The organism is Romboutsia weinsteinii, assembly GCF_002250835.2.
Lineage (GTDB): Bacteria > Bacillota > Clostridia > Peptostreptococcales > Peptostreptococcaceae > Romboutsia_A > Romboutsia_A weinsteinii.
In genome coordinates, this window is record NZ_NOJY02000004.1 from 1 (window position 1) to 23,413 (window position 23,413).

General features: G+C 27.5%; 30 protein-coding genes. 22 read left to right on the top strand and 8 right to left on the bottom strand.

Annotated elements, in window-relative coordinates; translation table 11 throughout:
- From CHL78_RS02900 to CHL78_RS02910, 3 genes are all read left to right on the top strand, one after another.
- Positions 1-254 (top strand): ABC transporter permease subunit (locus tag CHL78_RS02900; RefSeq protein WP_408638596.1); only part of this gene is annotated, 254 nt, incomplete at its 5' end.
- 118 nt (positions 255-372) lie between these two features.
- On the top strand, positions 373-1,182 hold the full coding sequence (locus CHL78_RS02905) for a M23 family metallopeptidase (protein ID WP_094366783.1): 810 nt from the start codon (positions 373-375) through the stop codon (positions 1,180-1,182).
- Positions 1,183-1,325: 143 nt separating this feature from the next.
- A complete protein-coding gene (locus CHL78_RS02910) occupies positions 1,326-2,009 on the top strand; it encodes a hypothetical protein (RefSeq protein WP_094366784.1) in 684 nt (227 codons plus the stop codon).
- 6 nt (positions 2,010-2,015) lie between these two features.
- Here CHL78_RS02910 and CHL78_RS02915 read toward each other — a convergent pair whose 3' ends face one another.
- Positions 2,016-3,143, bottom strand: coding sequence for an MGDG synthase family glycosyltransferase (locus CHL78_RS02915; RefSeq protein WP_243446355.1), 1,128 nt, complete (start codon positions 3,141-3,143; stop codon positions 2,016-2,018).
- Positions 3,144-3,283: 140 nt separating this feature from the next.
- On the opposite strand from CHL78_RS02915, the gene CHL78_RS02920 reads away from it, so the two are divergent.
- The 6 genes from CHL78_RS02920 to CHL78_RS02945 all read left to right on the top strand — a co-directional run bounded on the left by CHL78_RS02920 (position 3,284) and on the right by CHL78_RS02945 (position 8,595).
- Complete coding sequence (locus tag CHL78_RS02920; protein WP_094366785.1) at positions 3,284-4,591, top strand: hypothetical protein; 1,308 nt, start codon at positions 3,284-3,286, stop codon at positions 4,589-4,591.
- 56 nt (positions 4,592-4,647) lie between these two features.
- Positions 4,648-5,682: a M42 family metallopeptidase gene (locus tag CHL78_RS02925; protein WP_094366786.1), complete on the top strand. Its 1,035-nt coding sequence runs from the start codon at positions 4,648-4,650 to the stop codon at positions 5,680-5,682.
- Positions 5,683-5,860: 178 nt separating this feature from the next.
- Positions 5,861-6,190, top strand: coding sequence for a PadR family transcriptional regulator (locus tag CHL78_RS02930; RefSeq protein WP_094366787.1), 330 nt, complete (start codon positions 5,861-5,863; stop codon positions 6,188-6,190).
- Positions 6,183-6,917: a DUF1700 domain-containing protein gene (locus CHL78_RS02935; RefSeq protein WP_158540624.1), complete on the top strand. Its 735-nt coding sequence runs from the start codon at positions 6,183-6,185 to the stop codon at positions 6,915-6,917. Before CHL78_RS02930 ends, CHL78_RS02935 begins: the two co-directional genes overlap by 8 nt.
- Entirely contained in the window at positions 6,910-7,947 is a 1,038-nt protein-coding gene (locus CHL78_RS02940) for a DUF4097 family beta strand repeat-containing protein (RefSeq protein WP_094366789.1), read from the top strand. Before CHL78_RS02935 ends, CHL78_RS02940 begins: the two co-directional genes overlap by 8 nt.
- A gap of 99 nt (positions 7,948-8,046) precedes the next feature.
- Positions 8,047-8,595, top strand: a complete 549-nt coding sequence (locus CHL78_RS02945; RefSeq protein ID WP_094366790.1) for a hypothetical protein — start codon at positions 8,047-8,049, stop codon at positions 8,593-8,595.
- A 48-nt stretch (positions 8,596-8,643) separates the two neighbouring features.
- Here the strand turns inward: CHL78_RS02945 and CHL78_RS02950 are convergent, their stop codons facing one another.
- Positions 8,644-8,895: a hypothetical protein gene (locus CHL78_RS02950; RefSeq protein ID WP_094366791.1), complete on the bottom strand. Its 252-nt coding sequence runs from the start codon at positions 8,893-8,895 to the stop codon at positions 8,644-8,646.
- Positions 8,896-9,160: 265 nt separating this feature from the next.
- Between CHL78_RS02950 and CHL78_RS02955 the strand changes: the two genes are divergently transcribed.
- Positions 9,161-10,411 carry a hypothetical protein gene (locus CHL78_RS02955; RefSeq protein WP_094366792.1) on the top strand — a complete coding sequence of 417 codons (1,251 nt, stop codon included), beginning with the start codon at positions 9,161-9,163 and terminating at the stop codon, positions 10,409-10,411.
- Positions 10,412-10,454: 43 nt separating this feature from the next.
- Here the strand turns inward: CHL78_RS02955 and CHL78_RS02960 are convergent, their stop codons facing one another.
- Positions 10,455-10,775: a YlbF family regulator gene (locus CHL78_RS02960; protein ID WP_094366793.1), complete on the bottom strand. Its 321-nt coding sequence runs from the start codon at positions 10,773-10,775 to the stop codon at positions 10,455-10,457.
- A gap of 311 nt (positions 10,776-11,086) precedes the next feature.
- Positions 11,087-11,908 (bottom strand): pyridoxamine kinase, encoded by an 822-nt coding sequence (locus CHL78_RS02965; protein ID WP_094366794.1) that lies wholly within the window; start codon positions 11,906-11,908, stop codon positions 11,087-11,089.
- A gap of 133 nt (positions 11,909-12,041) precedes the next feature.
- Between CHL78_RS02965 and CHL78_RS02970 the strand changes: the two genes are divergently transcribed.
- On the top strand, positions 12,042-13,187 hold the full coding sequence (locus tag CHL78_RS02970) for an amidase domain-containing protein (RefSeq protein WP_243446356.1): 1,146 nt from the start codon (positions 12,042-12,044) through the stop codon (positions 13,185-13,187).
- Positions 13,188-13,312: 125 nt separating this feature from the next.
- Positions 13,313-13,513 (top strand): cold-shock protein, encoded by a 201-nt coding sequence (locus tag CHL78_RS02975; RefSeq protein ID WP_094366795.1) that lies wholly within the window; start codon positions 13,313-13,315, stop codon positions 13,511-13,513.
- Positions 13,514-13,629: 116 nt separating this feature from the next.
- Here CHL78_RS02975 and CHL78_RS02980 read toward each other — a convergent pair whose 3' ends face one another.
- Positions 13,630-14,379 (bottom strand): hypothetical protein, encoded by a 750-nt coding sequence (locus CHL78_RS02980; protein WP_094366796.1) that lies wholly within the window; start codon positions 14,377-14,379, stop codon positions 13,630-13,632.
- Positions 14,380-14,534: 155 nt separating this feature from the next.
- Between CHL78_RS02980 and CHL78_RS02985 the strand changes: the two genes are divergently transcribed.
- Positions 14,535-14,948 carry a CBS domain-containing protein gene (locus CHL78_RS02985; RefSeq protein WP_094366797.1) on the top strand — a complete coding sequence of 138 codons (414 nt, stop codon included), beginning with the start codon at positions 14,535-14,537 and terminating at the stop codon, positions 14,946-14,948.
- A gap of 53 nt (positions 14,949-15,001) precedes the next feature.
- Here CHL78_RS02985 and CHL78_RS02990 read toward each other — a convergent pair whose 3' ends face one another.
- Together CHL78_RS02990 and CHL78_RS02995 are read right to left on the bottom strand one after the other, a co-directional pair.
- Positions 15,002-15,766, bottom strand: coding sequence for a peptidylprolyl isomerase (locus CHL78_RS02990; RefSeq protein WP_330408568.1), 765 nt, complete (start codon positions 15,764-15,766; stop codon positions 15,002-15,004).
- A 115-nt stretch (positions 15,767-15,881) separates the two neighbouring features.
- Positions 15,882-16,298, bottom strand: coding sequence for a hypothetical protein (locus tag CHL78_RS02995; RefSeq protein ID WP_094366798.1), 417 nt, complete (start codon positions 16,296-16,298; stop codon positions 15,882-15,884).
- Positions 16,299-16,463: 165 nt separating this feature from the next.
- On the opposite strand from CHL78_RS02995, the gene CHL78_RS03000 reads away from it, so the two are divergent.
- A complete protein-coding gene (locus CHL78_RS03000; RefSeq protein WP_094366799.1) occupies positions 16,464-16,736 on the top strand; it encodes a TIGR03905 family TSCPD domain-containing protein in 273 nt (90 codons plus the stop codon).
- 42 nt (positions 16,737-16,778) lie between these two features.
- Here CHL78_RS03000 and CHL78_RS03005 read toward each other — a convergent pair whose 3' ends face one another.
- On the bottom strand, positions 16,779-17,231 hold the full coding sequence (locus tag CHL78_RS03005; RefSeq protein ID WP_094366800.1) for a hypothetical protein: 453 nt from the start codon (positions 17,229-17,231) through the stop codon (positions 16,779-16,781).
- A 261-nt stretch (positions 17,232-17,492) separates the two neighbouring features.
- On the opposite strand from CHL78_RS03005, the gene glpK reads away from it, so the two are divergent.
- From glpK to CHL78_RS03045, 8 genes are all read left to right on the top strand, one after another.
- Positions 17,493-18,998 (top strand): glycerol kinase GlpK, encoded by a 1,506-nt coding sequence (gene glpK, locus CHL78_RS03010; protein ID WP_094366801.1) that lies wholly within the window; start codon positions 17,493-17,495, stop codon positions 18,996-18,998.
- Positions 18,999-19,221: 223 nt separating this feature from the next.
- Entirely contained in the window at positions 19,222-19,923 is a 702-nt protein-coding gene (locus tag CHL78_RS03015; RefSeq protein ID WP_094366802.1) for a response regulator transcription factor, read from the top strand.
- 86 nt (positions 19,924-20,009) lie between these two features.
- The gene (locus CHL78_RS03020; protein ID WP_094366803.1) at positions 20,010-21,026 is read left to right on the top strand and encodes a sensor histidine kinase; all 1,017 of its coding nucleotides are present in this window, start codon (positions 20,010-20,012) and stop codon (positions 21,024-21,026) included.
- 74 nt (positions 21,027-21,100) lie between these two features.
- Complete coding sequence (locus tag CHL78_RS03025) at positions 21,101-21,739, top strand: lytic transglycosylase domain-containing protein (RefSeq protein WP_330408569.1); 639 nt, start codon at positions 21,101-21,103, stop codon at positions 21,737-21,739.
- Positions 21,740-21,742: 3 nt separating this feature from the next.
- Complete coding sequence (locus CHL78_RS03030) at positions 21,743-22,165, top strand: YaaR family protein (protein ID WP_094366804.1); 423 nt, start codon at positions 21,743-21,745, stop codon at positions 22,163-22,165.
- Between the two features lie 13 nt (positions 22,166-22,178).
- Positions 22,179-22,490: a FliM/FliN family flagellar motor switch protein gene (locus CHL78_RS03035; RefSeq protein ID WP_094366805.1), complete on the top strand. Its 312-nt coding sequence runs from the start codon at positions 22,179-22,181 to the stop codon at positions 22,488-22,490.
- A 230-nt stretch (positions 22,491-22,720) separates the two neighbouring features.
- Positions 22,721-22,990, top strand: coding sequence for a flagellar biosynthesis anti-sigma factor FlgM (gene flgM / locus CHL78_RS03040; RefSeq protein ID WP_094366806.1), 270 nt, complete (start codon positions 22,721-22,723; stop codon positions 22,988-22,990).
- Between the two features lie 6 nt (positions 22,991-22,996).
- Positions 22,997-23,410 (top strand): flagellar protein FlgN, encoded by a 414-nt coding sequence (locus CHL78_RS03045; protein WP_094366807.1) that lies wholly within the window; start codon positions 22,997-22,999, stop codon positions 23,408-23,410.
- The last annotated feature ends 3 nt before the right edge of the window (positions 23,411-23,413 follow it).

Sequence of the window (23,413 nt, forward strand, 5' to 3'; positions counted from 1 at the left end):
TTGGTAGTGCAACAAATAATACTGGATTTATGTATGAGATGGATGCTATAGCAGCATGTGTTGTTGGTGGAGTATCTTTTGCTGGTGGTGTAGGTAGTATTGGTGGAATTATTACAGGAGTATTAATATTCCAAGTTCTAAACTATGGCCTTTCATTTATTGGTGTTAGTACATATTTACAATTTATAATAAAAGGTATAATTATAATAGCAGCAGTTGCTTTAGATACAAGAAAGTATATGAAAAAACGATAATATAAATATTAAAAAGCCCTTTTTTGAAGGGCTTTTTACTTTTTTTGTAAAACAAAAAGAATAATTTTAGAAAAATAGGTAAATATTAATAAACAGTGGAAAAAGGAGTGAAAAAAGTATGAAAAAATTTTTATATAAGATAGTATTAACATTGGTACTATCTATAAGCTTTCTTACCTATGAAAGCTATATTTCTAAGACTTATGCTTTGAGTGGGGAAAATAAAATTGATTTATTAATTGAAAATCAAAAAACACAAGAAATAATACAGTCAAAAATAGAGGATCTAGACGATAAATTAGATAATAATATGAAACAGGCCTCAAACAACATTGAGGTAATAAGCTTAAGTTTTATACCAGAGGATAAGAGTACAGAATTAAATGAGTCGATAGATATGGAGCTAATAAATATCTCTGACTCCAAGGAACAATTAGAAAAAGAGCTTCAAGATTATATAATAGAAGGTGTAAAGTTAGAAAAATCGATTAAAGAAGAAATGAATACATATTTAAAAGAGAATAACTTAGATTTTATACCAGCATTATGGCCAGTTGAATCATATAAAGATATAAGTTCTCCTTTTGGAGAGAGAATCCATCCTATAACCAATGAAATTAGCCTTCACAAAGGGATAGACATACCGGCCCCACAAGACACTGAGATATTGTCTAGTGATAATGGTATCGTAATTTTTTCTGGAGTTCAAAATGGGTATGGAAATGTAGTTAAAATACAACATTTTGATGGAAAGACAACAGTTTATGCTCATAATACAAAAAATGTAGTAAAAGAAGGCGATATTGTAAAAAGAGGTCAAGTAATTGCAAAGGTAGGAACAACCGGAGACTCTACAGGAAACCATGTTCATTTTGAAACAATCATAAATGGAGAACACTTAAATCCAGTAAATATAGTTAGTAAATAGAGTGAAAAATAGAAGAGGTTATCCTCTTCTATTTTTTATAAAATTAAGTATAAAAAAAGGATTTTGACAATATAATATAGAAATTTAAAGTATAGGAGATGATACATTTTATATTATCAAAATAAACTAGGGGAGTTGGGACAATGAAAAAATTATTATTAGATCTAGGCGTATATATAGGAGCTCCTATTCTGCTATTCAATTTAGCGAAGGACACTTATATAACATATTTTATTATAGTTTTGGCAGCGCTAGGAGGATTTTATTCAGTATCAACAAAACGTAAAGAAGAGAGAATTAACATATCTGGAATAATATTTATGATTTTGTATGTAAGCATGTTCTTATTTAGAAAAGACATAGATTCAGAATATAAAGTGTATATATACGATACTTATTTTTTAATTTCAGGTGCACTAGCGATTCTTTTGCTAAACATATTTGGAAAAAATTTAGTTACTAGAGTATATGTAGATATATCAAGGGCAAGGGGTTATAATAATTTATCTATCTGGAGCTCTATAAGAAAAAACCATTTAGATATTAGTTTTAATAAATTATCAACTATAGTAGCGACACAGTTATTGGTTATAAGCTTTATAAAGGTATATTCAATATCTAATTATGGTGCAAGTAATTATACATCAACCCAAGATTTAGAGGTACTTGTTTGTATGCTATTTATAATTTTGGAGATTTATATGATTTCTAAGACTATGTCAAATATTAAATATAAGCCTAATAATAAATCAAAGAGCAAATCAAAATACAACTTAAATGATAGAAGGGTTATTAATTTAAGTCAATATAAAAACACTAATAAATAACAAGAGTTAACTCTTGTTATTTATTAGTTCTAGAGCATATTCGCCAATTTTATCAGCGTGAATAGAGTTCTTTAAGTCTTTAATATTATACTGCATAAAATCAATATTAGAATTGAAGTCACCAGAGGCAATTTTCATAAATATTTCTTTTAAGTCATCACAATCATTATATAAAAGACCGATACCTTTATCTATAATAAACTTAGCATTTTCAATTTCTTGTCCAAGCTTAGGAAGTCTAACTATAACTGGTGTTTGAGAGTGTATGGCCTCAAATAATGTTGCACCACCTGGCTTAGTTAATAGAAGATCGTGCTCTTTAATTAAGTTAAACATATCATTTACAAACCCAAGAACCTTTATATTAGATAGAGGTTTTTTGCTTTTTAAATTATCATAAAGCTTTTCGTTACTACCAGTAACAATAGTAACCTCTATTTTATCACTATGGTTAGATATAAAATCATCAATCCAGTGCATACAATCTTCATCTATATCAAATAATCCTCGTCCCCCACCGACTAAAAGTAGTCTATATTTATTAGGAGAAGATTCTTTTTTATCACAGTAAAAAGCCTTATTTATTGGTACACCAGTTACTTTTATTGAGTCAGGATTCATACCTTTTTGTACAAACCTGTTTTTAATTTCACTTGAAGGAACGAAATACATATCAGTACTTGGGAATGTCCATTCAAGACTGTCTACAACATCTGTAATTACAGTTATTGATGGTAAGTGTATATCTGGGTTTTTAACTTTAAAGTTATATACACAAGCTGCAGCTAATGGAAAGGTAGAAATAATTAAATCAGGTTTAGTCTGCAATATGTACTTTGATAACTTAGGTGTATACATCTTATGTGCAATATCATGTCTAGAATCAAAAGATTTTTTTAAGTAATAATAATAGTTATAAAATCCTGGTGTGTATTTGGTATTGTTCTCATAAAATTTCACCATTGGTTTATTAATCATTGGTATACTGGCATCTATAAAATTTTCAATTATTATTTCGCAATTACTATCTTTTTCAAGAATATCATCTTTTATTGCTCTTGCTGCACTTATATGTCCTGCACCAAATTGTGCCGTTAAAATTAATATTCTTTTTTGATTATCTGTATTTATCAATTTATCACCTCAATAAGTAGATTGTATTAATTATAGTATTATACCTCTACATGTATATTTTATCAATCATTATAAAAGTTTTTAATGAAAAGAAGGAAATATTTATGTTAGGTTGAAAATTTATATATAGAGGTGTGATTATGGAAGAAGTAAAAAGAGATGTTTCATTTGACTTAGGAAAAATATTTATATACTCATCTATAGGAATATTTTTATTTTTTGTTCCTATAAAAATAAATGGACAAAGTCAATCATTAATATATCATAGCTGTGATAAACTTCAACTTGATTTCAGACCATTTATACAGATATGTATTGTAACTTGTATATTATTAGGAATATTGAGATTAGTTTTAAGTTACAAAGAAAAAGAGTCTAACATTATAGGATTTAAAATACTTATAAGATTCATTAGCTTAATAATAGTAATAAGTATATACTATGGGAATAAAAGTTTATTTTTTATAAGAGATGATGTAATGCAAATTATTGATGAGATGATTATGAATCTTGTAACCATATTACCGATAAGTGCTATATTTATGACATTTATCTTAGATTATGGGCTTTTAGATATTGTAGAATCATATAGTCATAAGTATATGAAAAATATGTTTAAATTAAGTGGAAAGACAGTAATTAATATATTTATGTTTATATTTACAGATTGTTTTACAGGTATATTTATGACAAATAAGTTGTTTTCTAGTGGGAAAATTAGGGGAAGTGAAGCTTGCATACTTATTCTCAACTTTTCATTAATAAGCCTACCTATGTTTAGTTATATAAGCAATGAATTAAATATAAGTAGATTAGATGTAATGATAATAAATTTTATAGTGTTAATAATCATGAACATGATTTTATGTAGAATATATCCTTTAAATAAAAAGAAGAAATCATATTATATCAAGACTGAATATAGAGAAACAACTCATAAAAAAGATAAGTTAAAAAAAGGTGTTAATAAGTATTTAAAATCTACATGTAATAAAAGTGTGTTAAGAAATATGTTTGACAATTTAGAAGAAGCAATATATATAATTATAGATTTAATACCAAAAATTATAATAGTAATGTGTATAGGAGATATAATAATAAGGAATCAAAGTATTGTAAATATATTGGGATATGTGATTGAGCCATTTTTAAATTTGTTAAAAATAGAAAATGATGGTCAAATAAGTAACTTTATAGTGAATGCTTTATTCAATGATATTATAGCTATTGATACTATTCACACAACTTTATCATATAACTTGAGATTACTTATAACTATTATAATATGTATAAAGTCGGTATCTATTACTGGATGTATGTTATTTATAGGAAGTACAAATATTAATATAAGTATAAAAGATTTTATAATATTGTATATTGAAAGAATATTAATAATACTAATTTTATATTTCTTAATGTATTATTTTTATATAGGCTACATAATGTAAAATCTAATATTAAAATTAATAAGGCAGTAAAAATATATTAAAATAGGGAGAAAATCATGGATAATACAAATTTAATTAAGAAATATCTAATAGATATACTAAGTATTCCAAGTCCAACTGGATATACTGGAGTAGTTTTTAAGTATATCACTAACGAGTTAGATAAACTTGGTATAGAGTACAAGTTTGGTAATAAAGGAGCATTAGTAGCAACTATTCAAGGAAGTGAAAGCGATGATGGAATAACTTTTTCTGCTCATGTTGACACTTTAGGAGCAATGGTAAAGGAAGTTAAAGGTAATGGTAGAGTAGCTATTGCTCTAATTGGCGGATATATGATGCATTCTGTTGAAGGCGAAAACTGCATTATACATACTAGGGACAAAAAACAATATGAAGGAACATTACAAACTATTAAACCTTCTATTCACATCCATGGACAAGAAGCAAAAGATCTAGTAAGAGAATGTAAAAACTATGAAATAGTAATAGATGAAGAAGTATTTTCAAAAGATGATGTAAAGAAGCTTGGAATAGATGTAGGGGATATTGTTTCTTTTGACACTAGAACTAAAGTAACTGAATCAGGATTTATAAAATCTAGATATTTGGATGATAAGGCATCTGTAGCTTCAATCTTATACGTTTTAAATTATATTGTAGAAAATAATATAACTCCAAAGAAAACTATAAATTTCTTCTTTAGTAATTATGAAGAAGTTGGGCATGGATCTTCGGCATTTATACCTAAAAATACAAAAGAATTTATAGCAGTAGATATGGGATGTCCTGGAGAAAATCAAAATTCTACAGAGTATGATGTATGTATTTGCACAAAAGATTCAAATGGACCATATGATTATGATTTAACTAATAGATTAATTGAGATTTGTAAAAAAAATAATATAAGTTATAAACTAGATATATATCCAAACTATGGCTCTGATGCAGCAGCAGCATTAAAATCAGGAATGGATGCAAGTTTTTCATTAATAGGACCTGGAGTATTTGCATCACATGGATACGAAAGAACTCATATGAAATCAATAATAGAAACAATAAGACTAATAATAAATTATATCTCTAAATAAAATAAAAGTCCTTTATTATAGAATATTACTTCTAAATAAAGGGCTTTTTTATAATATAAAATTAAAATTATAATTTACCTATTGTGTGACACACAGTACTGTGTTATTATAATGGTAAGTAAAGTTAAACATAGTACTGTGTAGAACATAATACTGTGTATACAGAAAGGAGAATTCTATGAATACTCAATTTAGAAAAGGTGTATTAGAGATTTGTGTATTAGCGCTTATTTCTAAAAAGGATATGTATGGATATGAAATAGTACAGAATATATCTAAAGTAATAGATGTAAATGAAGGCACTATTTATCCTATATTAAGAAGATTAACAAAAGAAGAGTATTTTGAGACTTATATATTAGAATCTAGTGGAGGACCAGCTAGGAAATACTATAAGATAACTGAACTAGGAATTAAAAATTTAGATATTTTGATGGGTGAATGGAAAGAATTTGTAAAGGCAGTAAATATTTTAATTAGTGATGAAGGAGGTAATAACTTTGAATAAAGCAGAGTTTTTAGAGATTTTAAGAGATTATCTTAAAAAAGATTTATCAGAAAACGAAGTTAACGATATATTAAGAGATTATGAGGAATATTTTGTAGATGGTTTGATAGAAGGCAAAAATGATATGGAAATAATTTCAGCACTAGGATCTCCAAAATCAATCTCTAGAGATATTATTTCTCAAATTAAGGATAACGATGGTGTAAGCACATCGACTAAAGATAGTATAGAGGATAAGATACAAAAAGGAAAAATAAAAGTAAAAGAACAATACAAAAAAAGTAAAGATTATATAAGTGAAAAACTTACTCCAGATTTAGAAGGAAAAGGTAATGGATTTTCAAGTGGTTTTATCAAAATTGTATTAACTATACTTACAATACTGATTATAATACCTGCATTTTCTTTTGCAATGGCAATACTTGGAGTAGGAATAGCTTTAGTGGGTACACTTATAGGTTTTTTAGTATCGGTACCATTTATTATTAGTATTATTTGGTCAGTACCTCAATTAGCGTCATTATTAATATTTGCATCGATAGGATTTATTGGAGGGCAAATACTTGCTTGGCAAATATATATTTTAATAATAAAATTAGCTAAATCATTAGTTCAAAACTATATTAATTGGATAAAAACAAGAAATATTTATATAAATGCAAGTAAAAAACAAGATGAATTAAAAAAAGGTATATTTGATGAGGAAGGAGATGATATAGATGAATAAAAAACTTTCCATATTTGCGATTTTGTTGATAGTAGTAGGTACCATAGGTAGTGTATGGTCAGGAATAACAGCTATACCATACTTCGTTGATATGGTATCAAAGGCAGAAAAGGATATAAATAAGGAATATAGCATATATGACGAAAGTGTTGTAATAGATAATTTAGATATTATTACAGATAATACAAATGTTATAATAAAAAAGCATAATAAAGAAGGTGTTGTAATAGCTAAAAAAGGAACATCTCATAATGTAAAATATGATATTAACAAAGAAGAAACTACATTATCTATAAAAGAAAATAATAAAGATGTAACTTATAGCAATAGAATTAAAGATTTTGATAGCTTATTTAATATTGTTGTTGAAGAAATTTTTTCAAATTATGATAACACTATAGTAATATATGTGCCAAATGATGTTAATATCAACATGGCAACTAAATATGGAGATTTAAATGTAGAGGATGATATATTCCTAGATAGTTTAGTTTTAAAAACTTCATCAGGTTCAATATCTATACCAAAAGCTGTTAAGGAATTAAATAGATTAGATATAACATCATCTAGTAATATTAGTCTTGCAATGTCTGAACTTTTAGGGGTAAAGGATGTGAACGTTAATGCCCAATCAGTATCAATATACTCTAACGATAATGATATATTTATAGACAATATAGTTGATTATATACCTAATAATGTAACAATCAATCAAAATACAAGAGATAATAGTGGATATGATTCTGATATAAATACAGATATACCAGTAGCTAAGAACTTAGTAATAGATAGCTATAACGGTAATATTAACGTAGGTTTGCCAATAGAAAAATACAAATTTAACTTTGATATTAAATCATCAAACGGCATAGATTTACAGGAACTTAGAAATGAATCTCAAAACTATGAAGAAAGTGATAGAGATTATAATGAAGTTAAATCAATTCAAGGCTTATTAAATAAATCACTAGAAAATCTAGAACAAGAATATATAGTGAAAATAAAAGGGGAATTTGTAAGTATTTATTAAAAAATGTCAATAAAGTTTCAATTTAAGTAAAAATACTGAACATATTTAGTACCTTATGATATAATATTATAGAAAATAATATTAGAAAGAGGGATACTTATGAAGAAATTAGCAGTATCTTTACTTTTAATTGCTACTGCGATTATAAATGTGGCATGTGCCAGTGAAAATAGTAGGATAAAAGATAGTAAGATGATAGAGACTGACCAAGTACCTATAATAACAAGAGCTGAAAGTGAAGATGTACGACTAGAAGATAATAGTACCGAAAAAGGTACTAAGATGATTAAAATGCCTATTCAAATAAACTCTGATGGTATAGATGAATTAAGATATTTAGAGCTTAAAGAAGACTCTACTATACAAGAAAAGATTGATATAATGATAAAAACTATATCTGAAGAGTGTTTTAGTGGACTACCTCTAAAAGTTACTATTTATAATGATAACAGAGCTGATGTAGAGTTAGTTGAGTTAGATCCAGCAAATGAAAGCAGAATCACATGGAAAGACGAATATCTAAATGATAAAAGCAAAGAAAGTACAATAAATATAATAGTAAAAAACTTACTTCAAGATGATTATAAGGGAGCATGGATAGACAAGGTTAAATTATATTATAATGAAGAATTAATAACTTTAGATTAAAAATGCAGATATGGGTAGGATAGATACCCATTTATCTGCATTTTTTATTTATAATATAATTTCAGTTATATCATCGCTATTATTAGTTACATAATTAGCTAAATAAAGTATACCTACTCCGGCTAATAAATTAATTTGTTGTTTGAGTAGGTATTTACAAGTTGGTACTGTAACTTTTCTAACTGTGGGACTTATTGCACTAGCAATAAACAATGTAGAACCAATTACAGCTCCAGTACTTAGAAGCGGATTTTCTTTTATTGTTTTGCAACAACATTCGCTCATTTTTTGTGTAGTCATAAAATCACTCCAGTCTATTGTTTTGAAATTTTCATACCTTTATTTAGGTTGTGTATTATATAGAAAAATATTATTAGAAAAAAATAGAATGATATATTTTTGTAAAAATCATTTATATAAGTACAAGTATACGTTTGATTTAATTCGATTAGTCAGAAATAATTAATAATTAGTAACCACATTAATCTCTCATCATATAATTATATTAAATGACATAAGTTTTTCTTATGCAAATTTAATAAACAGCAAAGGGGTTTGGCATATTATGAGAAAGAAAAAAAAATTCTGTGGTTCATGTGTTCCTCAATATGATTCTTGTAACGTATGTGAGAATACATGCAAGCCAATGGACACTTGTAAGCCGGCAAAATCTTGTAAACCAGTAGAGACATGTAAACCTGTGAAATCTTGTAAACCTGTGGAAACATGTAAACCAATAAATCCATGCAAAGTAAATAAGAAGCCAATAAAAAATTATGTAGATTGTGTATGTGATGATTATGAAATTTCATGCGTAGATAAGTGTGTAGACTTAGCTAAAAAAGCAGAAGAATTATTTGAAAGAGCATTAGCTTGTGAATGTAAAGCAAATGAAGCATATGATCAAGCTAGAGAATATGAAAAAACAGCTCAAATGTTAGATGCAAAAGCTAATAACTTAATTAAAAGCGCTAATACTTGTGAGAAAGAAGCTAAGTTAGCAGAATGTAAAGCAAAAGAACTATTGGCAAAATCAGAAGAGCTTTGCGAACAAGCTAAATGTTTATATAAAGAAGGGGCAAGAATAGAAAAAGAAGCTGAATGTAATTGCCAAAATGCAAAAACTTTATATGCACAGGCTCAAGAGTACAATGATACTGCAAAAAATTTATATGAGCAAGCTATGAAGATTGATGAAAAAGCATTGAAGTGTTATAAATCAGCAGGGGAAAAGATAAAAGAATATGAATCAAAATCTAAAAACTGTGAAGATATGCTTTCAAAATGTAATGATAAGCTATCTATGTGTGGAAAAAAACCTAAATCTTCATATATAAATCCATGTAAACAAGAAATAAAACCATGCAAACAAGAAATAAAACCATGCAAACAATATATAAACCCATGTGATATGTTTGTAGATAATAATTATAATAAAGGTTGTACTTGCAAATCTGAAGAATATGACTATGGATGCAATCCTCCTAAGAAAAAAGAATGCAAAAAGGATATGTGTGAAAAAGTACAAAGTAAATCAAACTGTGGATGTAATTGGAAACCTTCATGTGAAGATATACAACCAGATATGACGTGGGGATGCAAGAAAGACTTATGTTCATCTTATGTAACTCCTATGTACGATATGACTCCAATGCAACATATGGGTGGATTTTCTAATCAATATCCTACATTAGACATGCCATATATGAATATGCAAATGGATCAATATCAGGATATGAATGATATGTGGATGAACTATTATATGATGCAAAACATGATGATGCAAAATATGAATTTTATGGACGATATGTTTTAATAAATTTAAATAAAAATTATCACCCAACTTGGGTGATAATTTTTTATTTAAGCAATTCATGTTCAATTGTCTTATATAGACCTTCCATCATAGAGTTAAAATCTTTGGTAGCATTCATATATTCAGCAACAACGGTATTGTTAAAAAATTCTACATAAGATTTATTTAATTGACTTAATTTTATAGGCGCTTCATCTATGCTATGTCTTGAGCAAATATTATTTTTCTTAGAAACATAGGTATCAAGTTGTTTTTTTAAAGATCTATTTTTTTCCAAGTCTGCTTTGCATTTATTCATATATTTAAATTCATCGGTTGATTTAACATAAGAAGCAAATTCTTTAGCCTTTTGGTTTATATTCATAAAATACCTCCTAAAACTCCGTATAATATATTTTATAAAATTAATAATAAATATAGACTAATTATTTTAAGAATTTATAAGATGTGGTTAAAAGTGTATCAAATTTAACCTATTATTAATATTATATAATGTAGTAAATAAGACACAAGACATATATCAACGTGGAATAATTACAATAGGCTGTATCAAAATAAAATATTTTGATACAGCCTATTTTTATAATTAAAGTAGACTATATTAATTGTTGAATAGGAAATATAAACAATTATCCATTAAATGACTTAGGTAAAGTAAAATTTAATTATAAGAAATTACAAAGTTGTTAATTCATTTAAAAACATTTCAAACATAACACCATCATTTCTATCTGTGTTATACCTAGATGTATAATTTATTGTTTTGTATATAAAATCAGTAGCAATATTTACTGAATCACTTAAGCTGTAATTGTTAGTTAGTAAACCACAAATGATAGAAGTAAAAATATCTCCAGTACCACTATATGAGCAATTATTATATCTTGCAGAAGTAAAAATAATTTCATCCTTTTCTCTATCATAAGCTAAATTTAATATATTCTTATCTTCTATAATACCTGTAATCACAACTTTACTAGGACCTAGTTCAGAAACATTTTTTGCAATATGTATAAGCTCATCTCGTCTATAATCTTTTCTTGTATAATCATTATTGGTTAAGAAACATGCCTCAGTTAGGTTTGGAGTAGTTAAATCAGAAAGCTTTACTAGATTTTTAATTTTATGCCTTGTATCTTCGTCAAATATTGGATACATAACCCCATCATCTCCCATAACTGGGTCAACAACTACAAATGCATTAGAATGTTGAGAGATAAAATTAGATACTATCTCAACCTGGTGCTTTGAGCCTAAAAAACCACTATATATTGTATCAAATTTAACATTTAAGTTATGCCACGTTTTTGCATAGTTATCCATCTCTTCTGTAAAGTCTAAAAATGTAAATTCAGGATATCCAGTTTGGCTTGAAAGTATTGCTGTTGGAAATGGACAACATTGTACTTTTAGAGCTGAAAGTATAGGCATAGCTACAGTTAGAGAACATCTTCCAATACCAGATAAATCATTTATTGCTGCAACTTTTTTTAACATAAAACTCCCTCCATTTTTCTTATCATAATTATATATTACTACTAAAATTTAGAAATTAAAATATAAAAATTATTTCACTACTAATTGGATATAATAAGATAAAATCGAGATTTAGCAATTTGGAGGTGCAGATTTGAAAGGTATTACAATGAAAAATAAATATGTCAGAGCAATGATAGTATCCATATGCTTGACCTTTTCTATAGGAGGATTTACTTTTTTAGCACAAGATGCAAATATTAAGGAGCAGGTAATTGATGCTGGATCTATTATAGATGATGAAATGAATAGCCAGTACAAAGTTTTACTAGAACATTTATTTGATTATAGAAATAAAGCTTTATTAGAAAAAGATGAAGATATATTAAAGCAACTTTATGAGACTGACAAAAAATTTGGATTATGGGCGTATGAGCATGAAGTTAAAAAAATGAAGTATCTAGAAAACTGGTCTAATAAGCAAGGTGTAAATTTTAATGAAATTAAGACGAGAGTAAAAGTTAAAAAAATAAAAGAAAAAGAAGAAGACTTATATGGAATTATATGTACTGTATCTACTGAATATAAATACAATTATGAAAATCAAAAAGATGTTGAGAATATGTTTAGAATAGGAACATATCATTATCTAAATGTAAAAATAAGAGATAACCAGTATGTTATAACAAAAGAGTGGTACACTGATCCATTTGCAGATTCTTTAAACTTAGAAAATTTAAACTCAGATGAGATTAAAAACTATATAGCTTCTCAGGAAGCTGTGAATTTAGAATTAACAGCAGAACAACAAAAGGCTGTAGATTATGCACATAAATACTGTGGTGCAGCAGCAGATGAAGAAAATGAATTTAAATTTAACCCTAATTATAAGGATTTTAATCCTGATGGCGGAGACTGTGCTAATTTTGCATCTCAAATATTATTTGAAAGTGGGAGATTTAAGAAAAATAGTACTTGGAATTATAACAATGGGGATGGAACCAAGGCATGGGTAAACGCACAAGCATTTAAAAACTATATGCTAAATAGTAAGAGAGCATACTTAGTTACAAAAGGAACCTATCAAGATGTATATAAAGAAGCATATTCTCTTAGACCTGGAGACTTTGTTGGATATGAAAAAGGCGGTAGAATAACTCATGTATCTACTGTGACAGGATTAGACTCAAAAGGATATCCTTTGGTTACATGTCATAATAGTGACAGAATGTTGGTACCATGGGACCTTGGATGGAGTGATAAGAGTATAAGATTTCATATTATCAAAGTGTGTTATTAGTTGAGAATATTATATGTATAAAGCTAATAATATTTGACAATGATATCCAGGTATGATAAAGTTAAAATAGGGTTACAAGGATTTGTGGCTAAATATTAATTGTGTTTTTTTAGGAGGATTTATTAATGAAAACTGGTGTAGTTAAGTGGTTTAACAACGAAAAAGGATTTGGATTCATATCTGTAGAAGGTGAAGGAGATGTTTTCGTACATTTCTCAGCTATAACAGGTGACGGATACAAGTCATTAGAAGAAGGACAAAATGTTGAATTCGAAGTAGTTGATGGAGCTAAAGGTCCTCAAGCTGCTAACGTAGTTAGATTATAATTAAAAATTCATATATATTAGTAAGCTAGTAATATGTGAAAGTTAAGCCGCTGAGAAGCGGCTTTTTATAATGGTTAAAATTATTATAAAATTAAATTTCAATTAAAATATTTTAGCTATTCTCTAACTAATCCTAAATTATCAACATATTTAAAATTCATTTCATTTACTAGAATGTTGTAAATTTCCTCTGAAGAAGAAAACTTACAAAACTTATCTAAACAGTATTCTAAATCATCTTCAAGTCTATCAAATTCATTGTAATAGTTAAATGCAACAGAAAACTCGGTCATCTCTTGTCTAATTTGATCTATATCTAGAAATACTTCAGCCCATGAAATATCAAGTTTATTATTTATTAGCATATCCTTAATAATTGATAGTAATTGATTTTTATCAGTAAAAGGAATAGTTATAGTATTTTTAACTTTATAATCTTCAATATACTTTGAAATAGAATTAGACATACTTCCTAAATTCTCATCTATAAAGCTATGAAAATCTTTCGCACTAAACCTACGACTAATATCTTCTATTAGCATATCATTAACATAATCTTCCCATAATTGCAAAGCAACTTTATTAGAGCTAATGCTTTTTAATGGATTACCTTTATAATCATAAAGTCTAGGGTATGAATAATTACGATGATTTGCAATCATACATCTAAAATAGTATCCATCTTTTCCTTTAGGAATAAAGTTAATAATGAAGTCGTTCATATCACTACCTAAATATATATTAGTAGATTTGAATAAATTTATATCAATATTTAAGCCATCATTTTTAGCGGCAATAGCGTATATTTTATGTTCATATATTTTATTTAAAATGTTTTTTATCTCTATATCATAATCATATTTCATAATAACGTGATACCTCCTAGGTTCTATATAGTACTTTTATACCCTAAAAAAATATTTTTAAATAAAAATTTAAATAATAAAGTAAATATGATAAAATTAATAGTATAATATAGAAGTATTAATACATTCACCGTAGAATTTGGAGGTGTAGCATAATGAACATATTATTTTTTCTAACACCGAAAAGTGAAGTTGCATACATATACGAAGACTACACTATGAGGCAAGCATTAGAAAAGATGGAATATCACAGATATTCTGCTATTCCTATTATTAATAAAGATGGGAAGTATGTTGGAACAATAACTGAAGGAGATCTTCTTTGGACTCTAAAAAACGATTACTCACTAGATTTAAAAGCAATTGAAGATGTATCTGTTATGAAGGTGAATAGAAGAATGGATAATTCTCCAGTGTCAGTTGATTCTAATATAGAGGATTTAATATCAAAATCTATGAATCAAAACTTTGTTCCAGTGATAGATGACCAAAATACATTTATAGGGATAATTAAAAGAAGAGATATAATTCAATACTGTTATGAAAAGATTGAATCAGTAAAAGCGTAAATAAGAAGATTTAAATATATAAAAGCCTAGTACAAATGTACTAGGCTTTTATACTAGTCGTTAAACTTAACGTTACTTCCAAATTTAGTTTTAAGATCGTTTATTTTGTTAGCATAAACTTCACTTTGCTTTTGGTACATTAAAGTTTTTTCTATTTCATTCTTAACTTCTTCGTATTCAGAAGCTCCGCCTTCTTCTCTGTTGTTTAACTTGATTAAGTGGTATCCAAATTGAGTTTGAACTGGTCCTCTTACTTCATCTTTATCCATAGAGAATACAGCTTCTTCAAATTCAGGAACCATTTGTCCTCTAGGGAATGATCCTAAATCTCCACCAGCATCTTTAGATGGGCAAGTAGAGTGTTGGCTAGCAGCATCTTCAAAAGATAATTCACCAGCGTTTATTTTGTTAAGTAATTCGCTTGCTTTATCTTCAGTCTCAACTAGTATATGCTTAGCTGAAGCTGTTTCTGGCTTAGCAAATTTATCTTTGTTTGCATCAAAGAAAGCTTTCTTTTCTTCTTCTGTTAAAGTTACACTGCTTAATACTTTGTTCATAGCATATTGCTTTAACATATTTTCTTGTACTCTTTGCATTTCAGCTTTGAAAGTATCTTCGTTATGTAATTCTTGCTCCTTAGCCTCCATGTAGAATAATTCTTGGTTAACTAAGTCATCTAGTAATTGTTTTTTTCCTTGATCATTATTGAAGTGCATAGCTTGATAAGGATCTAAGCTTTGTAGAGCACTTTCAATATCTAGGTTAGTTATTTCTTTTGAACCAACTGTAGCTAAAACTTTTCTTTCCATATTTTCCATAATAGTAACTCCTTTATAGTGTTTTCATTATTAATATTAGCCTTTAAATTAAATAATATCAGAAAAAAAGGCATATGTCTAATATTTCCATATAGTAATCATAACTATGCAAGATTTAATAAAATAATGCAAATGCTAACATTAACAGAGCTGATAATATACCAACAACCCCTTCTTCAATTTTGTATCTTCGTACCTTGATATAAGATATATATAAAAGTATAAATACAAATATAATTTTAAGTATGAAGAAGAATGGATTTGTAGGGAATAATAAAAAACTAATTATTGTAAATATAAAAGCAAGTAACATACTTACTCTATAGTAGATAACTATCTTATCAATACTGCTGTTATTTAATCCGTAATAAGTAAATAATAATATGTAAATTATGTATAAAATACTGAAAGTAATAAAAATAATAAAGTTTGTTCTTGTATTAAGAATTAACTGGTTTTCATACCAAAATATTGGCCAAAATGATAATACTAAAAATTTAAAGTATATATCAAAAAATTTATCTTTATTCAAAATTAATCTCCTCTCTAAAGTAATCTCTAAGTAAATTAAAACATATAAATTTAGTAAATACTAGATTTATTATACCAACATACTAAAAATATATTAGGCATGTATAAGAAATATATCATTACCAATAATTTTAAAACATAGTTTATTATAATGGGGGGGATTTTTATGTATAGATACAATACTAAAGGAGTATGTTCAAAATCCATATTATTAGATATTAAAGACAATGTATTAGTAGATGTAGTTTTCGAGGGTGGATGTGCAGGTAATTTAATCGCACTAAAACACTTAGTAGAAGGCAAAACTATAGATGAGATAATTGATAATTTTGAAGATATACCTTGCAGTAATAGAGGAACATCTTGTCCGGATCAGCTAGCAAATGCACTTAAAATATATAAAAGATACGCTAAAGATGATAAAAGCGAAAATTTTTAATTAAAAAAGCTTCTACTTATTAAGTAGAAGCTTTTACTTTAATTATCTAGTAACTACTATAGCTATCTTTTGATCAGGATTGTAGCTGATTTGAACAAGTTGATTTTTCTTTACATGCTCAAGATCTTCCCCACCATAAGCTATTTGTAACTTTATAGGTAATTTTCCTTGCTTTATGATTGCAACATATTCTTTTTTACCACTTTTTTCTAAACTGATTAGATTACCAACATATGGTTTAAAGTTTTGGTATTTTTTACTAGCATTTTTTATGTAGAAGAATGCCCCTACAGCTACAATAAGGTTTATCCCAAGAGTAAGCCATGGATTAAGTTTCATTGCTATTCCAGCTATAACTACTATGAACATTATTACTATTGGAAGTATAGCTTTCTTAAGTAATATTTTCCCCATTATTTCATTAGCTCTTTTCTCAGGGCCAGTCATTGTTTTTGATCTAGCAAAAGATTCCGCGAATTTGTCTTTTAAGCCCATTTTAATCCTCCTAATTTTTGTAAATAATTAACCATAATAACATTATTAATATTATGTTCAACTTTTGTATTTAAATTTACATTTAAATAAAGCAAATATAATAATTATTTTAACATAAAAATATAAAAAAGAAAATAAATGAAAGAATAAATAAAAAAATATATCTAAGAAAACAAGAAAAGAAAGTATAGTAGAGATTATAACTAGAGCATATGTTATTATATAAATTATAAGATTACTTATTAATTTAGGGAGGAAGTCATGGAAAAGAAATATATAATGGCTCTAGATCAAGGAACTACAAGTTCAAGAGCTATTTTATTTGATAAACAAGGAGAAATAGTTAAAGCGGCTCAAAAGGAATTTACTCAAATATATCCTAAACCTAGTTGGGTAGAGCATGATCCTATGGAGATTTGGGGATCGCAAAGTGGGGTTATGAGAGAGGTTATAGAAACGACAGGAATCAGTCCTGAAGAAATAGCTTCTATAGGTATAACAAATCAAAGAGAGACTACTATAGTATGGGATAAGTTTACGGGAAAGCCTATATATAATGCAATTGTATGGCAATGTAGAAGAACATCAGAAATATGTGATGACTTAAAAAATAGAAATTTAGAAGATATGATTAAGGAGAAAACAGGTTTATTAATAGATGCTTATTTTTCAGCTACAAAGGTAAAATGGATACTGGACAATGTTTCTGGAGCTAGAGAAAAGGCAAACAAAGGAGAACTTTTATTTGGAACAGTAGACACTTGGCTAATTTGGAACTTAACACGCGGTAGAGTACATGTAACCGATTTTTCTAATGCATCTAGAACTATGATGTACAATATAAAAGAACTTAAATGGGATGAAGATATATTAAAAGAACTAGACATACCATTATGTATGCTACCAGATGTTAAGCCATCGAGTATTATATATGGTCATACTAATGAGCATATGTTAGCCGGAGCTAAAATACCAATATCAGGTTGTGCGGGAGATCAACAAGCTGCATTATTTGGGCAGACTTGTTTTGAAGAAGGAACAGCAAAAAATACTTATGGTACAGGATGCTTTTTGCTTATGAATACAGGGAAGAACATGGTTAAATCAAAACATGGACTTCTTACAACTATAGCTTGGGGAATCGACGGTGAAATAGAGTATGCATTAGAAGGAAGTATATTCATGGCTGGAGCATCAATTCAATGGTTGAGAGATGAACTAAGAATGATCAAACATGCAAGTGATAGTGAAATGTATGCTTCTAGAGTTGATGATTGTGCAGGTGTATATGTAGTGCCAGCATTTACAGGATTAGGGGCTCCATATTGGGATATGTATGCTAGAGGTACAATACTAGGCCTTACTAGAGGGTCAAAGAAAGAACACATAATAAGAGCTACTTTAGAGTCTATAGCTTATCAAACTAAGGATGTACTTGAGGCTATGCAGCAAGATTCAAATATCAAGTTAAAGTTATTAAAGGTAGATGGTGGTGCAAGTAGTAATGATTTCTTAATGCAGTTCCAATCGGATATATTAGATGTCAATATTGATAGACCAAAAGTAATAGAGACTACAGCATTAGGAGCAGCATACTTAGCTGGTATTGCAGTCGGATTTTATAATAAGGAAGATATTATATCTAAATGGGGTATAGCAAAAGAGTTTAAGCCATTGATGAATAATGAAAAAAGAGATAAGCTTTATCGCGGATGGAAAAGAGCCGTTTCAAGATCTATAGAGTGGGCAAAAGAAGATGAAATTTAGTATATAGTAAAACTGACCAAATTAATAGTTTGGTCAGTTTTTTTCTAGAGAAATATACACATAAAATAACATTCTATTTTTATATATTTATTTGTAATAAAATCGTAAGATTTTAATTAAGAATTCTGTAAGATTTATCATTTACTATGTAAATATAGTAAAAATAGAGTTGAATTATTGTATAATACATGTATAAAGATTAAAGGCAAAGAGGGAGATATAGATGTACAACATATTGGTAGTGGATGATGATAGAGAAATAGTTGAATCAATAGAAATATACCTAAGAAATGAAGGATTTAACATATATAAGGCATACGATGGGTTACAAGCTTTAGAACTATTAATTGAAAATGATATACATCTAATACTTATGGATATAATGATGCCAAAGCTAGATGGAATCAAGGCAACAATAAAAATTAGAGAAGAAAAGAATATACCGATAATTCTAGTGTCAGCAAAGAGTGAAGATACAGATAAAATAATGGGGTTAAATATAGGCGCAGACGATTATATAACTAAGCCGTTTAATTTACTAGAACTTATTGCTAGGGTAAAATCAAATCTTAGAAGATATGTATCTTTAGGAAACTACAAAATAGAAACGATAAATAATAAAGATATATTAAAAAGTGGAGGTCTAGAGCTGAATATATCTACGAAGGAAGCTAAGGTAGATGGTGAAGTAGTAAAGGTTACTCCGATAGAATATAAAATTTTAAATCTTCTACTATCAAACAAAGGACGAGTATTCTCAATAGATGAAATATATGAAAGAGTATGGAATGAAGAGAGTTTTAATGTTGATAATACAGTAGCTGTACATATTAGAAGAATAAGAGAAAAAATAGAGATTAATCCAAAGGAACCGAGATATTTAAAAGTAGTATGGGGTGTTGGATATAAGATTGAAAAGATATAATACATTAACTCCTTTAATTAAATCTTAGTACTGTAAATTAGGCTATAAGCATATTATACATTTCACTCATATGAAAGGATAATTAAATGAAAGATAGCAAAAAAATAAAATTTTCATTTTTAATAATAGTAGTAATATGCATAGTAGTAAATATCCTTGGATGTATGATTTCTGCAATGTACTGGAGCAGCTGGTTTTTATTTGGATTGTCGGTTATAACGTTGGGTGTATTTACATACTACATAATAAGAAAACTATCGTATCTAAATTATATAATAGAAGGATCTAAGCGCATTAAAGAAGGTGATATAAACTACAAGCTAGAGCTGGTAGGAAATGATAACTTTACGTATTTAGCAGAAAATATTAATAATATAGGTGAGGGTCTAGGGAATGCTATAGGTAACCAACTAAAAAGTGAGAGAATGAAATCAGAGCTTATAACTAATGTATCTCATGACTTAAAGACTCCGTTAACTTCTATAATTAATTATATAGAATTAATTAAAAATGATGAAGATATGTTACAACCAGAGCATATAAAAGACTATATACACGTACTAGATAATAAATCAAAGAAATTAAAATTATTAATAGAAGACTTATTTGAAGCTAGTAGAGCAAGTAGTGGAAACTTAGAATTAAATATAGAAAAAATAGAGTTAAGTCAAATTTTGAGACAGTCTATTGGAGAGGTAGAGGAAAAACTTTTAGATTTGGGGCTAGATATAAAATTAAATATGCCAGAAGATAAGGTATATGTTAATGCAGATGGAAGACGATTGTATAGAGTGCTAGAAAGTCTATTAAGTAATATATCTAAATACTCATTAAATAATACTAGAATATATATCGATATTGGTATAAGTAATAAAATTGTAATCTTAACTATGAAAAATATTTCTTCGTATGAACTAAACTTTGATCCTAATGAGCTGATGGAAAGATTCAAAAGAGCTGATGAGTCAAGAAATACTGAGGGTAATGGGTTGGGATTAGCTATTGCAAGAGATTTAGTAAGCCTGCAAGGTGGAAAATTTTACGTAGATATAGATGGAGATTTATTTAAGGTAAGATTAGAATTTCCATCAGTAGACAAATAATATAAGAAAAATATATAAAGTATTATCCTCGTCGTCGTATAGTTAAAAGGAAAAGAATATTTGGGGGTGGTATAGTGACCAATATAATTAACTTATTAAATAATACATCTACATTGCCTATAGGAAATATAGGTGGTTGTAAGTGTAATTCCAATAGTAGTGCATTTGACTTAATAATGGTAAGCTTGTTGAAAGCCGTAGCCAATAAAAATGAATTAGCTGACAGTATAAGTAATAATATTACTAATGATTTAGATACTAAAAACTTATCACAGAATACAAATAAAATAGAATCATCTATAAATGATATAAACATAAACAGCAGAATTGATAAAGCTATAGATGATGCATCAAAAAAATATAATATTGATGAAAATCTTATCAGATCAATAATAAAAGTTGAATCAAATTTCAATCCGAATGTAGTGTCTTCAGCAGGTGCTAAGGGTCTGATGCAGCTTATGCCACAAAATTGTAAAGCATTGGGTGTAACGGACCCATTTGATATAGAACAAAATATTGATGCTGGTACTAGGCATATCAAAGAATATATAGATAAATATAATGGAAATATAGAAATGGGTCTTATGGCATATAATGGAGGACCCACAAGAATGGCAAAACGAGGAGTAACATCACCAGAACATATTTATAAAATGCCAAAGGAAACACAAAATTACGTACCAAAGGTTATGAAATATTATAGAGGATAAAAAATGAAAGTACAAAATTCAAATATAAAGACAAGCTCATCATTAGTACAAAATAGAAATGATATTAGTGAAAAATTTTCGGGAAACCTAAACGATGCGTATAGGTCTAGAACAAGAGAAGATCTTCAAAACTACATAAATGAGATAAAGAAAAAAGGTAATAGACTAGTTGTTACTAAAAACTATATAGATGTAATTAGCTACAAAAAACTAATAACCAAGTATTTGAAAGATATAGTAGATTACACCTATAGTCTAAATAAAAATACGAGCTTTTGGGAGTCACAGTATTTTACAACGGTAGAGACTATAAATCAAAAACTAGATGATCTTACTAGAAATATAATGGATGAACAAAAAGAAAATATCGATATGGCATCTACAATAGATAATATACAAGGACTATTAGTAGATATATATAAATAAGGGAGATGTTACAATGCAAAATACGGCATTAAAAGAGGATATATATGAAGTTGAATTTGAGCAATTAAAAAATGGTAACAGTATTGAGGCAATAGATTCTAAAAAATCTATATTAAATGCAAAACTAAATGTGGAGGTACTGATAGGTTCTTGCAAAAAGAATATTAAAGAAATATTAAATCTAAAAGATGGTGATATTATAATATTAGATAAATCTGTAGATAAAGATTTAGATATAAATATAAATAATGAAAATGTTGCCTCAGGAGAAATTGATATTGTAGATAATAAAGTAGCTATAAGAATTTCAAAACTAGGTAAATAAGAAGATTTAAATAGGTATTGATAAAATTAAACAAAGGAAATAAAAGGGTAGGGGCCTGTAGTGTATTTTTATAAATATATCTACAGTCTTTTTATTTGTAAAAATCAAGATAATATTAAAATAAAATAGATGTTAGCTTATGAGTTTAACTGATACATTTAATAAATAGGTATAAAAAATAAAATATATATGCCGATAATTAAATTATTAGTAATTAAGGAGGAAAATTTATGAATGTGAAACCTATAAGCTTAAAATTGATTGATAGTATATATAAAAAAAATAATTCAAATAAATATGAACAGAACAAATCAAATAATTGTACAGATAAGCTAGAAATATCTTCATCAGCAAAGTTTTTAAGTGATTTGGTATCTTCAAATGAAGAGATAGATTATAAAAAAATAGAAGAAATAAAAAATAAGATAAAACTTGGAAGCTATACAATAGATTCAAAGGAAGTAGCAAAAAAAATTATTAAAGAAATCAAAGGAGAGTAGTAGCTTGTGAAGCCGGAGTTGAAAGTAATAATATATGAAGAAAAAAGGGTTCTTAAGGAGTTATTAAACTTATTGGATATGCAGCATAACTATATATTGTCTAAAGATATTATGCAAATGGATAAGGTATCTTGCATGATTGATGATCTATCTAAAGAGTTAGCAGATTTAGAGTTAAGGAGAATTAGAATTATAGGCCAAACTGAAAATTTTAGCAAAATAATAGAAAGCTGCCAAGATGACCATCTAATAACAAGTTATAAGGATATAAAATCTATATTACATATGATTAATATTCAAAAAGATAAAAATGAAATACTAATTAAACAAGGATTATTCTTTAATAAGAAAATGATGAACTTAATAATGCCTTCTAAGAAAATGGCAACATATAATGCGTATGGAAAAGTAGAAAGATAATAG